We start from the raw sequence: 14,713 nt of genomic DNA on the forward strand, positions 1-14,713 counted from the left end.
ACCGGACGGTCGGGCCCGTCATCGCCCGTAGTTGAGCGGCGGATCCGCGTGGTCCGCAAGCGGGGTGGTACCGCGGGCTCGCGCACCGGCGCGATGTTCGTCCCCGTGCCTGAATCGCTGGGCACACAGGAGACGCAGTGACCGCTTACCCCAAGCCGGCCGCCGGAACCCCGAACTTTCCGACGCTGGAAGCCGAGGTTCTCGACTTCTGGGGCGCCGACGACACCTTCCGGGCCAGTATCGCGCGCCGGGATGGTGCGCCGGAGTATGTGTTCTACGACGGTCCGCCGTTCGCCAACGGTCTTCCGCATTACGGCCACCTGCTCACCGGCTACGTCAAGGACATCGTCCCGCGCTACCGCACCATGCGCGGATACAAGGTGGAGCGGCGGTTCGGCTGGGATACCCATGGCCTGCCCGCCGAGCTGGAGGTGCAGCGCCAGCTCGGGATCACCGACAAGAACCAGATCGAAGAGCTCGGCATCGAGAAGTTCAACGATGCCTGCCGCGCCTCAGTGATGAAGTATGCCGGCGAATGGCGTGCCTACGTCACCCGTCAGGCCCGCTGGGTCGATTTCGACAACGACTACAAGACGATGGATCTGGACTTCATGGAGTCCACCATCTGGGCATTCAAACAGTTGTGGGACAAGGGTCTTGCCTATCAGGGCAACCGCGTGCTGCCGTATTGCTGGAACGACGAAACCCCGTTGTCCAACCACGAGCTGCGGATGGACGACGACGTCTACCAGAGTCGTCAGGACCCCGCGCTGACCGTCGGATTCCGGATCGCCGACGATGCCGAATCTGGCCTGGCCGGCGCCTACCTGTTGATCTGGACCACCACGCCGTGGACGCTGCCGTCGAATCAGGCCGTGGCGGTCAACCCGGGTGTCTCCTACGTGGTGGTCGAGGGTCCCGACGGGCACCGATTCGTCCTCGCCGAAGCCCGCCTCGGTGCCTACTCCCGCGAACTGGGTGAGGAACCGGTCGTCGTCGCGACCTACCTCGGAGAGCAGCTGCTGGGCACGCGCTACCTGCCCCCGTTCGCATATTTCGTCGAGTCCGACGCCGCGCGGAACTCCTTCCAGGTGCTCGGCGCCGATTTCGTGAGCACCGAGGACGGCACCGGTCTGGTGCACATGGCCCCGGCCTATGGCGAGGATGACAAGGCGACCGCCGACACCGCCGATATCGTGGCGGTCACCCCGGTCGATTCCAAGGGTCGGTTCGACGTCACGGTGCCCGATTACTCGGGGCTGCAGGTGTTCGAGGCGAACCCGCAGATCATCAAGGACCTCAAGAACGGCACCGGTCCCGCGGCAGTCAACGCGCCGGTGCTGCTGCGGCACGAGACCTACGAGCACTCCTACCCGCACTGCTGGCGCTGCCGTAATCCGCTGATCTACCGGGCGGTGTCGTCCTGGTTCGTCAAGGTGACGCAGTTCCGGGACCGGATGGTCGAGCTGAACCAGCAGATCACCTGGTACCCCGAACATGTCAAGGACGGCCAGTTCGGCAAGTGGCTCTCCAACGCCCGTGACTGGTCCATCTCGCGAAATCGCTACTGGGGCACGCCCATCCCGGTGTGGGTATCCGACGACCCCGCTTATCCGCGCACCGACGTCTACGGCAGCCTCGACGAGCTGGAGCGCGATTTCGGGGTCCGGCCGGACAACCTGCACCGGCCGTTCATCGACGAGCTGACCCGCCCCAATCCCGATGATCCGACCGGCAAATCGACCATGCGGCGCATCGAGGACGTGCTCGACGTCTGGTTCGACTCCGGGTCGATGCCGTATGCGCAGGTGCACTACCCGTTCGAGAACCAGAAGTGGTTCGACGGCGTCACCGGTCCGGACGGCACCGAAGATGCGCATTTCCCCGGCGATTTCATCGTCGAGTACATCGGGCAGACCCGCGGCTGGTTCTACACCATGCATGTGCTCTCCACCGCACTTTTCGACAGGCCGGCGTTCAAAACCTGTGTCTCGCACGGCATCGTGCTGGGCAACGACGGTCAGAAGATGAGCAAGTCGCTACGCAACTACCCGGACGTGTCGGAGGTCTTCGACCGCGACGGCTCCGATGCCATGCGTTGGTTCCTGATGGCCTCACCGATCCTGCGCGGCGGTAATCTGATCGTCACCGAGCAGGGCATCCGCGAGGGTGTGCGGCAGGTGCAGTTGCCGTTCTGGAACGCCTATACCTTCTTGACCCTGTACGCCCCGGCCAAGGGCACCTGGCGCACCGATTCGACCCATGTGCTGGACCGCTACATCCTGGCCAAGCTCGCCGCCCTGCGTGACGAGTTGACCGCATCGCTGGACGTCTGCGATATCTCCGGGGCATGTGACCAGCTGCGGCAGTTCACCGAGGCGTTGACCAATTGGTATGTGCGACGGTCGCGTTCACGGTTCTGGGACGAGGATGCCGACGCGATCGACACCTTGCACACGGTGCTGGAGGTGACCGGGCGGCTTGCCGCTCCGCTGCTGCCGCTGGTCTCGGAGGTCATCTGGCGCGGAGTGACGGGACAACGGTCGGTGCACCTGACCGACTGGCCGTCCGCCGATGAGCTGCCCGCCGATCCCGCTCTGGTGGCCGCCATGGACCAGGTGCGCGAGGTGTGCTCGACGGGCTCCTCGCTGCGCAAGGCCAAGAAGCTGCGGGTGCGGTTGCCGCTACCGAAACTGACCGTCGCGGTGCAGGATCCGGACAGCTTGGCGCCGTTCGCGGACCTCATCGCCGACGAGCTGAACGTCAAGGCCGTCGAGCTCAGTGACGAGATCGACACCTACGGCCGGTTCGAGCTGGCGGTCAATGCCCGTGCGGCGGGGCCGCGGATCGGCAAGGACGTGCAGGCGGCCATCAAGGCGGTCAAGGCCGGCGATGGTGTGCTCAACGCGGACGGCACGCTCACCGCCGGGCCTGCAACCCTGCTGCCGACCGAGTTCACCTCCAAACTCGTTGCCGCGGACCCGGAGTGGACCGCGGCGTTGCCCGACGGGGCCGGTCTGGTGGTGCTCGACGGAAACGTGACCCCGGAACTGGAAGCCGAAGGCTGGGCCAAGGACCGCATCCGTGAGCTGCAGGAGTTGCGCAAGACCACCGGACTGGACGTCTCCGACCGCATCTCGGTACGCATGTCGGTGCCTGCGCAGTTCGCCGAGTGGGCGGCCACCCACCGCGATCTGATCGCCGGTGAGATCTTGGCAACGGATTTCGAGTTCGGCGACGTCGCCGACGGCCACGATGTCGGCGAGGGCGTGCTGGTGACCATCGCCAAGGCCTGAGCGCCCGAACGTCGGCGTCCGTCTCAGCCCGTCGCGACCCTGGCCGATCTGTCGGCGAAGGACACCTCGTCACCGGGTCGCAGCTGGCGACCGCGGCGCAGATCGACCTCGCCGTTGACGGTGACCAGGCCGTCGGCGATCACCGCTTTGGCATCCGCGCCGCTGTCGATCAAACCGGCCAGCTTCAGGAACTGCCCCAATCGGATCGACTCGTCGCGGATCGGCACGTTGTCCATGCGGCCAGGGTAGTGGCGTGCGGTCGCATCGTCGGACCGTGCGCCTAGCATCCAGGTGTGCATCGGTGGGTTCTGCATCTGGACATGGATGCGTTCTTCGCCTCGGTCGAACAATTGACCAGGCCCACCCTGCGGCATCGTCCGGTACTGGTCGGCGGTCTCGGTGGCCGCGGCGTCGTGGCCGGTGCCAGCTACCAGGCACGCGTCTTCGGGGCACGTTCGGCGATGCCCATGCACCAGGCGCGCAGGCTGGTCGGCGCCGGCGCGGTGGTCCTGCCGCCGCGTGGCGCGGTGTACGGAACCGCCAGTCGGCGGGTATTCGCCACCGTGCGGTCGGTGGTGCCGGTGCTCGAACAGCTGTCCTTCGACGAGGCGTTCGGCGAACCGGCCGAACTGGTCGGCGCGGCCGTGCCCGAGGTCGCGGAATTCTGCGAAGCCCTGCGTTTTCGGGTGCGGGCCGAGACCGGACTGATCGCGTCGGTGGGGGCGGGCTCGGGTAAGCAGGTCGCCAAGATCGCCTCGGGGCTGGCCAAACCGGACGGTATCCGGATCATCGGACGCGCCGACGAGCAGGCGCTGCTCTCGGCGCTGCCGGTCCGCAAACTCTGGGGGATCGGCCCGGTGGCCGAGGATCGCCTGCGCCGGCTCGGTATCGAGACCATCGGGGCGTTCGCCGCGCTCAGCGACGGCGAGGTCGCCGATGTGCTGGGTGCCACCGTCGGTCCGGCACTGCACCGGTTGGCCCGCGGGATCGATGACCGCCCGGTGGCCGAGAACGCCCCGGCCAAGCAGATCAGCGCCGAGTCGACCTTCGCCGAGGATCTGCGCACCCTCGATCAGCTCCGCGACGCGATCACCACCATCGGTGAGCACGCGCACCGCCGCCTGCTCAAGGACGGCCGGGGTGCGCGGACCGTGACGGTGAAGCTGAAGAAATCGGACATGGCGACCCTGACCCGGTCGGCGACGCTGCCGTATGCCAGCACCGACGCCGCGACCCTGGTGGCGACCGCCCGTCGGCTGTTGCTCGACCCGCTCGAGGTGGGGCCGATACGTCTTGTCGGCATCGGGTTTTCGGGTCTTTCCGATGTGCAGCAGGAGTCCCTGTTCCCCGATCTGGACCTCGTCGACGAGGACGTGCCGGAAAGTCGCACACCGCTACCACTGCGCACCGGGCCGGAGTCCTGGCGGGTCGGTGACGACGTGCGGCACACCGATCACGGCCACGGGTGGGTGCAGGGTGCCGGACACGGGGTGATGACGGTGCGTTTCGAGACCCGGGCATCGGGACCGGGGATCGCGCGGACGTTCCCGGCCGATCTGCCCGATATCAGCCGCGCCGACCCGGTCGACAGTCTGGACTGGCGCGATTATCTGGACACCCTCGATCCGGCCTGATCGTCAGCCCCAGCGGGCGAAGACATCGTCGGCGGTTGCGCCGGCGGCCAGCGCGGCCATCAGCAGTACCCGCGCCTGGGCCGGGCGGATGCCGGGCACCGGTACGGCCCCGGCATCGGTGAGCTCCCGGCCCGGTCCGTAGATCGGGCGCACCCGGCCACCGGGGACCCTGGTGCCGATGACGACGGCGAGCCCGGCGCGCACCGCACGGCGGACCCCGTCGATCATGGCGGGTCCGGCGTTGCCTGCGCCGAGGGCTTCCAGGACGATCCCGCGCGCACCGGCCGCCACACAGGCGTCGATACCGACCGCATCCGCACCCGGATAGGCGGTCACGATGTCCACCCGCGGCGCGGCGGCCGCGCGCAACGCCGCGAACCGCGGGCCGCGCGGCGGCGCGGACATATCGACGCGCCCGTCGCGCACCGAGCCCACCGCGGTGCCGGTGAACCCGGACAGGTCTTCGGTGGCGGCCTTGTACAGACCCAACGGTTGCCAGATGGTCCCCGCGAACGCGACCAGCACGGCGGCCGGGGCCGATCGCGCCACGGCGATGGCGTCGCGCAGATTGGCCGGACCGTCGGGATCGGGGGCGTCGGCACTGCGCTGCGCCCCGGTCAGTACCACCGGCACCGCAACGTCATGGGTCAGCTGCAGCCACAGCGCCGTCTCCTCCATGGTGTCGGTGCCGTGGGTGATGACGATGCCACCGCAGTCAGGGTGGCGGCCTTCGGCGCGGACCGCGTCGGCGATCCGATCCCAGTCGGCAGGTTCGAGCGCCGAGCTGTCCACGGACATCAACTCACGCACCCGTACGTCCAGACCGGCCGTCAGGTCCGTGCCGCTGCGGGTCGGGCGAGCAACGCCGTCAGACCCGGAACTGGTGGCGATCGTGCCGCCGGTGCTGATGACGGTGATGGCGGGCATGGCAGCGATTGTCCACCATCGTCACCGCAGACCAGGACGGCATGGCGGCGCGGGCCCAACCGTTTGGGATGATGGTCCGGTGACCGACGAATCGACGGGCGCCGTCCCACCGGCCGGCGCGCCCGACGCAGCACCACCGCCACCACGTAAGCGGTTGCGCCTGCTGTTCGCCATCGCCGGTGTGGTGCTGATCCTCGATATCGTGACCAAGGTGCTGGCCGTCCGGCTGCTGGTGCCCGGGCAGCCGGTGTCGATCATCGGTGACACCGTCACCTGGACGTTGGTGCGCAACTCCGGCGCGGCCTTCTCCATGGCCACCGGCTACACATGGGTACTGACGCTGGTCGCCACCGGGGTGGTCATCGGCATCGTCTGGATGGGCCGTCGGCTGGTGTCCCCCTGGTGGGCGCTCGGGCTGGGCATGATCCTCGGCGGTGCACTGGGCAATCTGGTCGACCGGTTCTTCCGGTCTCCTGGTCCGCTGCGCGGGCACGTCGTCGACTTCCTGTCCATCGGTTGGTGGCCGGTGTTCAACGTCGCCGATCCCGCCGTGGTGGGTGGGGCGATCCTGCTGGTGGTGCTGTCGCTGTTCGGTTTCGACTACGACACGACCGGCCGTCAGCGACCGGAGACCGACAAGGCCGAGCCTGTCGGACAGCAGAACCCCGCACCGGAGAGCGAGTTGCCCGCTTCGGCGTCGGCGACGGACAAGCCGAACGATCCGTCGGACACGCCGAGCTCATGACCACTCGCTCGATGCCCGTCCCCGAAGGCCTGGCCGGTATGCGCGTCGATGCGGGCCTGGCTCGTCTGCTGGGGTTGTCCCGGACGGCGGCCGCCGCCATCGCCGAGGAGGGCGGTGTCGAGCTCGACGGGACCGCCGCCGGTAAATCGGACAAACTCGTCGCCGGCGCCTGGCTGGAGGTGCGGCTGCCCGAACCCCCTGCGCCGGTGGAGAACACGCCCGTCGAGATCGAGGGCATGTCGATCCTGTACTCCGATGCCGACATCGTCGTCGTCGACAAGCCGGCCGGCGTGGCCGCGCACGCATCGGTGGGCTGGACCGGCCCGACGGTGCTGGGTGGGTTGGCTGCGGCCGGGTTTCGGATCACCACATCCGGTGTGGCCGAGCGCAAGGGCATCGTGTCACGGCTGGACGTCGGGACATCGGGGGTAATGGTGGTGGCGATCTCCGAGCGGGCCTACACGGTGCTCAAGCGGGCGTTCAAGGAGCGCACGGTGGAGAAGCGTTACCACGCGCTGGTCCAGGGTCATCCGGATCCGTCCAGCGGCACCATCGACGCTCCGATCGGCAGACACCGCGGCCACGACTGGAAGTTCGCGGTCACCGAGAGCGGCCGCGACAGCGTCACCCACTACGACACCATCGAGGCGCACGTCGCGGCCAGCCTGCTCGACATCCATCTGGAGACCGGACGCACCCATCAGATCCGGGTCCACTTCGCGGCGCTGCACCACCCGTGCTGCGGTGACCTGACTTACGGGGCCGACCCGACCCTCGCCAAGAAGCTGGGCCTGGAGCGGCAGTGGCTGCATGCCCGTTCGTTGGGTTTCGCGCACCCGGACGACGGACGATGGCTGGAGATCACCAGTCCGTATCCGGCCGATCTGCAGGCCGCACTGGACCGCGTGCGCGCCAACGACCGGTGACGGTGCGCGCCGCCGATCGGCAGCGCAGTGGGTGGGTGTTCGGTATCGGCGCCTACGGCATGTGGGGGCTGTTCCCGGCGTTCTTCCCGCTGCTCAAACCCGCGGGCGCGGTGGAGATCCTGGCACACCGGATCGTCTGGAGCGCCGCCTTCCTGGCGATCGTCATCGTGGCGGTGCGCCGGGTCGCGGATCTGCGCGCCATCACCGCCCGCACCTGGGGCCTGCTGGCGATCGCATCGGTGCTGATCTCGGCCAACTGGGCGATCTACGTGTATGCCGTGAACAACGGTCACGTCGTCGATGCGGCGTTGGGCTACTTCATCAATCCGCTGGTGACCGTGCTACTGGGGCTGCTGGTGTTCCGCGAACGTCTGGCCGGCGCGCAGTGGGTCGCACTGGCCGTCGCCATCGCCGGCGTGGTGGTGCTGACCTGGCAGTTGGGCGCGCCGCCCTATATCGGGTTGGGGCTCGCACTGTCCTTCGCTCTGTACGGCGCGGTGAAAAAAGTGGTGCCGGTCGACCCGCGGGTCAGCGTCGGCGTCGAGGCGGGCCTGGCCACCCCGTTGGCGCTGGGTTATCTGGTGTATCTGCAGCATGACGGCACCGGGACGTTCCTCGGGTCCGGGACCGGGCACAGTCTGCTGTTGATCGTGGCAGGCGTGCTCACTGCACTGCCGCTGCTGCTCTTCGCGGCAGCGGCTCAACGGCTGGCCCTGGTGACCATGGGGCTGCTGTTCTATCTGACCCCGGTGATGCAATTGTCCTGGGGCATCGCGGTGGGCGGCGAACCGATGCCTCCGGCCCGCTGGGCGGGGTTCGCGCTGATCTGGGTGGCGCTGGCGATCTTCACCATCGACTCGCTACTGCGGTCACGTGCGCGCAACAGCCGCCACATCGGCACCTCGCAGAGGCACCCGGACAGACCGGCCACCGCGCCGGATGATCGTGGCGGGACGTGTTAACAGCAACACCATGTAGCCTAGTCGCCAATGCCCAGACGTCCTAAGGTGACCATCCACGGTCTGCTTGCCGCCAACGGCAAGATGATCGTGCGTCATCCGGTGCTCATGATCGCCACATGGCTGGTCATCGCCGGTTCCCTGTTCGCAGCCATCCCGCCGTTGGCGGTGGTTGCACAGAAGAATCCGCCGGACTTCGTGCCGTCGGATTCGCCTGTCGTTGTCGCCAACCAGCAAATGACAGAGGCCTTCACCAAAGAGGGTGAAGAGGGCAACGACATGGGCAACCTCATCGCGGTCGTCCTGATCAACGAGGACGGGCTCACCGACGCCGACGAGCAGACCTACCGGCAGCTGGTGGCCAAGCTGGGCGCGTCCCCGGCGGTATCGGCGACCCAGAACTTCGTCGAGATCCCCGAGCTGCGGGCCGGCATGGTCAGCAAGGACAACAAGGCCTTCAACCTGCCGGTGGGTCTGAACGGTGCAATGGGCGGCGCCGACGGCCTCGCGGCGTACCGCGAAGCATTGGCCATCATCAACGAGACGACGGCCGGGACCACTTTGGAGCCCGTCATCGTCGGTGCCGCTGCCACGATGGACGATGTCACCGATATCGCACTGCGCGATCAGTTCATCATCGAGGTCTCCACCGTGGTGACGGTGCTGCTGATCTTGATCATCGTCTATCGCAATATCATCGCGATGCTCATCCCGCTGGTCAGCATCGGTATCTCGCTGGCTGTCGCCCAGCAGGTGGTGGCCGGGCTGGGCCTGCTCGGGTTGGGTTTGGCGCCGCAGACGATCGTGCTGATCACCGGCATGATGATCGGCGCGGGCGTCGACTACGCCGTCTTCTATTTCAGCCGCTATCAGGAACATCTGCGCGGCGGTATGAAGACCGATGCCGCGATCATCGCCTCGATGGTGTCGATCGGCGAGGTGATCGCCGGCTCGGCGGGCACGGTGGCCATCACCTTCCTCGGTCTGTCGTTCGCCACATTGAGTGTGTTCTCCAGCGTGGGACCGGCGCTGGCGGCGACCATCACGATCGGCTTCCTCGGATCGATCACACTGCTGCCCGCGTTCATCGTGCTGGCCGGGCGGCGCGGCTGGGTCAACCCGCGCAAGGACATCACCGGACGGTTCTGGCGGCGTTCCGGGGTCAACGTGGTGCGTCGTCCCGTCTTGAACCTCACCGTCAGCCTGCTCCTTCTCGTCGGCCTGGCGGCCTGCACATTGCTGATCGACTTCAACTACGACGATCGACGAAATCTCCCGGAGGACTCGAACAGCAACCAGGCCTACGAGCGGATGAACGAGCATTTCCCGATCAGCAACTCGCTGCAGCAGTTCATCGTGATCCACTCGCCGACTCAGGATCTGCGTTCCCCGCGTGCGCTCGCGGATATGGAGCAGATGGCCTTCCGGATCAGCCAGATCCCCAATATCGACGCCATCCGCGGTATCACCCGACCCAACGGGGAGATGCTGGCCGAGGCGCGAGCGACCCATCAGGCCGGTGAGGTCGGCGACAAGCTCGGCGAGGCGACCAACCTGATCGACGAGAACGATTCTCGGCTGACCCAGCTGTCCGAGGGCGCGCACGCGCTGGCCGATGCCCTGGACAAGATCCGCGACGAGATCGTCGGGTCGGCGGGGTCGATCAAGACCATCCTGGTGTCGCTGGCCCAGACGCAGCAGGACTTCGGGGGAGTCCAGACACTGCGCAGCATCGATGCCACCGCCCGGATGGTCGACCTGCTGCGCGGTGTCGGCCGTGCCATGGGTGGTGGCATCGAACAGGTTGTGCTGCACACGATCTGGCTCGGGCCGATGGTATCGCTGCTGAACTCCAGCCCGCTGTGCACCATGGACCCGGTGTGTAAGGCCGTGCGGTCGGATATGAGCGACATCATGGCCGCCTACGATGACGGCACCATCCAGCAGCTCTATGAGCTGTCCAAGCAGATGGAGAACACCCAGCCCGGCGACAGCCTCGAGAAGTCGGTCAGCGGCGTCACCGACAACCTGGAGCGCTCGCTCACCGCGGTCGAGGAGCTGGGGCTGGACAGCCCCGCGGCGGTGGAAAAGCAGATCGACGAATTGGTCGACGGCATCAACAAACTGGCCGATTCCAGTGCCCTGCTCGCCCAGGGCGTGCAGCTACTGGTCGATCAGACCCGGCAGATGGGCGGAGGACTGACGCAGGCGTCGGACTTCCTGCTGGCGATGAAACGCGATGCCGGCGACCCGTCGATGTCCGGCTTCTACATCCCGCCGCAGATCCTCACCCGCCCGGAGTTCGAGAAGGCCGCCCAGCTGTTCATCTCTCCCGACGGCCACACCGCGCGCTATCTCATCCAGACCGCCCTGGATCCGCTGAGCACCGATGCGATGGACCAGGTTGACGAGATCGTGGAGACGGCGCAGAACGCCCGGCCCAACACCACGTTGGAAGATGCCGATATCACGATGGTCGGCCTGAGCGCGGTGCAGAACGATGTCCGCGGCTATTACAACGGCGATTTCCAGTACATCGTGCTGGTCACCCTGATCGTGGTGTTCCTGATCCTGACCTTCCTGCTGAAGGCCATCGTCGCCCCGATCTACCTGGTGATCTCGGTGGTGTTGTCCTACGCCTCCGCGATCGGCATCGCGGTGATCTTCTTCCAGTTCATCCTCGGCCAACCCATCTTCTGGAACATCCCCGGTATGACGTTCCTGGTGTTGGTCGCCGTCGGAGCCGATTACAACCTGCTGCTGATATCCCGGATCCGGGAGGAGGCGCACCGGGGCACCAAGGTCGCCATCATCCGCACCATCGGCGCGACCGGCGGTGTCATCACCTCCGCGGGCCTCATCTTCGCCGCCTCGATGCTGGCGCTCACCGTCAGCAGCATCGCGGCGATCGTGCAGACCGGTTTCATCATCGGTGTCGGATTGTTGCTGGACACCTTTGTGGTGCGCACCATCACGGTGCCGGCGATCGCGGTGCTGCTGGGGGAGAAGAATTGGTGGCCCAACAAGGTGCCCAACGAGCTGCGCAGTCACCTCACGTTCCTGCAGAACCGTCGCGGTGTGGTCAGGGACGAGCCGGTGAAGACCACCCCGATAGCCTTCCCGGTCGACGACGACCCGGCCGAGGATGACACCGATGTCGGTTACGGTGTCGCGGTGGCGAAGGCCTCCATGGTCACCGCGGCGTGGCGGGATCGTTAGCGCCTGCTCATCCGGTGCGGGCCTGTCCGGGGCTCTTCGCCTACCCGCCTCACGATGTTCACCTGTTCGAGGTTTCTGCTGCGGGGTATCCGCCCTACCGTCGACGTAGCTATCCGGCATGTCGGCGGGCCAGGTCAGCCGTCGGTGCATCCGGCGTGACCAATATGCGGCAGAGAGGTCGATGTGCGTCTGACGGTGTTCGGATTGGGATACCTGGGGCTCACCCATGCGGTGTGTATGGCCGAGCTCGGCCATGACGTCCTCGGGGTGGAGACCGATCCGAAGCGGATCGCCAAGTTGGTCGACGGCGAGGTGCCTTTCTACGAGCCGGGCGTTGCCGAGCTGCTGCGCAAGCATCTGCAGGCCGGGAAGTTGACCATCACCGCCGACTACGCAGACGCCGCCGAATGGAGTGAGCTCTACTTCATCGCGGTCGGAACCCCGCAGAAGAAGGGCGAATCCGCGGCCGATCTGCGCTACGTCAATGCCGTTGTCGACACCCTCGTGCCGTTGTTGCGACGCGATGTGGTGGTGCTGGGCAAGTCCACGGTACCCGTGGGCACATGTGCCAATTTGACTAGGCGCGCAACGGAATTGGCCGATGGGATCACCGTCGAGATCGCCTGGAATCCGGAGTTCCTGCGCGAGGGTTACGCCGTGCAGGACACCATCACGCCCGACCGCGTGGTCCTGGGTTGCCAGGCCGGTGGGCGCGCCGAAGCCGTCACCCGTGAGGTGTACGCGCAGATCCTCGAGCGCGAAACCCCATTCATCCTGACCGATCCGGAGACCGCCGAACTGGTCAAGGTGTCTGCGAATGCCTTTCTGGCAACCAAGATCTCGTTCATCAACGCGATCGCCGAGGTCTGCGATGCGGTCGGTGCCGATGTGGCCGCCGTCGCCGATGCGATCGGTTACGACGCGCGTATCGGCCGTCGCTTCCTCAACGCCGGTATCGGCTTCGGCGGCGGCTGCCTGCCCAAGGACATCCGGGCGTTCATGGCTCGGGCCGGCGAACTGGGTGCTTCGGAGGCGCTGACCTTCCTGCGGGAGGTCGACAACGTCAACATGCGCCGTCGCACCCGCATGGTGGAGGTGGCCCGCAAGGCATGTCCGGTCGGATTGCAGAGCGCCAATATCGCCATCCTCGGTGCCGCCTTCAAACCGGATTCCGACGATGTCCGCGACTCACCCGCGCTCAACGTGGCCGGCCAGCTGCAGCTGCAGGGTGCATCGGTGACGGTCTATGACCCCAAGGCGATCGAGAACGCCCGGGCGGTGTTCCCGACACTGTCCTACGCGGCGTCGGTCGACGAGGCCTGCGAGAACGCCGATCTCGTCATGGTGTTGACGGAGTGGTCGGAGTTCGTCGGCATCAACCCGTCCGACCTCAGCGCTATCGTGCGGAACACGACGGTGATCGACGGCAGGCTGTGCCTGGACAAGGAATGGTGGATCAAGTGTGGGTGGACCTACCTGGTCTGAGGGACAGGTGAGCCGGCCGGCCGGGTGACCGGCTGTGGCTGCACCGGCACGGCATGGTCCACCGAAACCTCGGTGTCCACGTGCTGGGCACCCAGAGCGACAGGTTCCCTTCCGCGCTCGCGGTCGACCCGCCGGCCGGCGAAGATCATCCAGGTGAGCGTCGCCAGCGTCATCGGGACGTACACGGCCGCACCCCACGCGAGGTACCACGGGCGGGAGATGGTCCATACGCTCGACTGCAACAGCGACAACGCCGACGGTATCCCGACCAACAACACCGTGAACCACACCCAGCCGAGGATGCGGGCCCCCGGCTGGTCGCGCCATGGGCCGGTGATCAGCCAGATCATCAGCGGCACCAGCCAGACCCAGTGGTGGGTCCACGCGATGGGCGAGGCCATCAGGCCGAACAACTGGACCACCAACAGTGAACCGAGGATGTCGCGGTTTCCTGTCCTGCCGAGCGCTCGCCAGGCGAATATGCACAGCACGGCGGTGGCGGCGATCGCGATGGGGACGAGGACCGTGCGTCCGGCGTCGTAGCCGACGATCCGGGACACGGTGCCGAGCAGCGACTGGTTGTTGCTGGTGCCCGTCGAGACCGGGACCCGACTGAACAGAGCGACGAAGAACTCCCGTGTTTCACCCGGAGCGATCAGTGCGGCGATGCCGACGGTGCCGAAGAACGCCGCGACGGACCACGCCGCGGCCGCCCACCGCCGCATCGCCACGAAGTACAGACCCGTGATGGCCGGCGTGATCTTGACCCCCGCGGCGAGGCCGACCAGCAAACCCGCCAGCCAGGACCTCGAGGTGAAGGCCGCGTACAGCGCCGCGAACGTCAGGAACACGCCCACCTGTGAATAGTTGAGCAGCAGGCGAATCGGTTCCAGCCAGATAGCTGCGGCGGTCCACAGCATGGCGATCCGGTGACCGCCTCTGCCGATCATGCGCTGACTGATGCGCACGATTCCGTAGAGGCAGGCAATGGTCGCGAATTGCCATAACCAGGCAACAACGAAGAACGGAAGCCATTGCAGCGGATAGAAAAGCACGGCTGCGAAGGGTGGGTAGATGAACGGCAACTGCTCACCGAGCAAATCCGTATAACTAAGCTGATACAGCGTGCCGGGGTGATCCAGCGCGGCCCCACCCAAGATGTACACCCGCAGATCGACGAACATGTCCGGGATGCCGGTCGTACCGATCGATCGCAGGACGATGCTGGCGATGAGCAACCATGGCGCCAGCTGTATCACGCGTTCCCCCCAACGCTTCACAGCACTCCAATCATCGATTTTTCGTCGGTCTACGACTGACACCGAGAATGCGGGCTTCTCTGAATTCAACCCCGAAACCCACCCCGTCGCAGCGTCAACCTAATGACGTCATCGCTGTCATACAAGCGCATCGGGGCACACCTTTACTTGGATTCACCGGATTTCGTACCGGATCCACCCGATTCGTCGTCTGGTGGATCGGTCCGACCCGAGGTAACGGCCGAGCCGATGAGCGGAACCGC

General features: G+C 66.5%; 10 protein-coding genes. 7 read left to right on the forward strand and 3 right to left on the reverse strand.

Translation table 11 applies throughout. The features are described from left to right. The first annotated feature begins 137 nt into the window (after positions 1-137). Positions 138-3,296 carry an isoleucine--tRNA ligase gene (gene ileS / locus PGN27_RS00705; protein ID WP_335324352.1) on the forward strand — a complete coding sequence of 1,053 codons (3,159 nt, stop codon included), beginning with the start codon at positions 138-140 and terminating at the stop codon, positions 3,294-3,296. A 23-nt stretch (positions 3,297-3,319) separates the two neighbouring features. Here ileS and PGN27_RS00710 read toward each other — a convergent pair whose 3' ends face one another. Then, positions 3,320-3,532: an RNA-binding S4 domain-containing protein gene (locus PGN27_RS00710; RefSeq protein WP_335324353.1), complete on the reverse strand. Its 213-nt coding sequence runs from the start codon at positions 3,530-3,532 to the stop codon at positions 3,320-3,322. Positions 3,533-3,616: 84 nt separating this feature from the next. Between PGN27_RS00710 and PGN27_RS00715 the strand changes: the two genes are divergently transcribed. Then, positions 3,617-4,930, forward strand: coding sequence for a DNA polymerase IV (locus PGN27_RS00715; RefSeq protein WP_418888540.1), 1,314 nt, complete (start codon positions 3,617-3,619; stop codon positions 4,928-4,930). A gap of 3 nt (positions 4,931-4,933) precedes the next feature. On the opposite strand, the gene PGN27_RS00720 is transcribed toward PGN27_RS00715, so the two are convergent. Beyond that, positions 4,934-5,857: an asparaginase gene (locus tag PGN27_RS00720; RefSeq protein WP_335324355.1), complete on the reverse strand. Its 924-nt coding sequence runs from the start codon at positions 5,855-5,857 to the stop codon at positions 4,934-4,936. Positions 5,858-5,936: 79 nt separating this feature from the next. On the opposite strand from PGN27_RS00720, the gene lspA reads away from it, so the two are divergent. The 5 genes from lspA to PGN27_RS00745 all read left to right on the forward strand — a co-directional run bounded on the left by lspA (position 5,937) and on the right by PGN27_RS00745 (position 13,191). Next, positions 5,937-6,602, forward strand: a complete 666-nt coding sequence (gene lspA / locus PGN27_RS00725; protein ID WP_418888508.1) for a signal peptidase II — start codon at positions 5,937-5,939, stop codon at positions 6,600-6,602. Continuing rightward, positions 6,599-7,528 (forward strand): RluA family pseudouridine synthase, encoded by a 930-nt coding sequence (locus PGN27_RS00730; protein WP_335324356.1) that lies wholly within the window; start codon positions 6,599-6,601, stop codon positions 7,526-7,528. The genes lspA and PGN27_RS00730 overlap by 4 nt, the downstream gene beginning before the upstream one ends. Then, entirely contained in the window at positions 7,525-8,490 is a 966-nt protein-coding gene (rarD, locus tag PGN27_RS00735) for an EamA family transporter RarD (protein ID WP_335324357.1), read from the forward strand. Before PGN27_RS00730 ends, rarD begins: the two co-directional genes overlap by 4 nt. A gap of 27 nt (positions 8,491-8,517) precedes the next feature. Next, on the forward strand, positions 8,518-11,706 hold the full coding sequence (locus PGN27_RS00740; protein ID WP_335324358.1) for an MMPL/RND family transporter: 3,189 nt from the start codon (positions 8,518-8,520) through the stop codon (positions 11,704-11,706). Positions 11,707-11,889: 183 nt separating this feature from the next. Next, positions 11,890-13,191 carry a UDP-glucose dehydrogenase family protein gene (locus tag PGN27_RS00745; protein ID WP_335324359.1) on the forward strand — a complete coding sequence of 434 codons (1,302 nt, stop codon included), beginning with the start codon at positions 11,890-11,892 and terminating at the stop codon, positions 13,189-13,191. Here PGN27_RS00745 and PGN27_RS00750 read toward each other — a convergent pair. Further along, a complete protein-coding gene (locus PGN27_RS00750; RefSeq protein WP_418888541.1) occupies positions 13,179-14,489 on the reverse strand; it encodes a mannosyltransferase in 1,311 nt (436 codons plus the stop codon). The genes PGN27_RS00745 and PGN27_RS00750 overlap by 13 nt on opposite strands. Positions 14,490-14,713: the final 224 nt, after the last annotated feature.

The sequence above is a fragment of the Mycolicibacterium neoaurum genome, assembly GCF_036946495.1.
Classification (GTDB): Bacteria; Actinomycetota; Actinomycetes; order Mycobacteriales; family Mycobacteriaceae; genus Mycobacterium; species Mycobacterium neoaurum_B.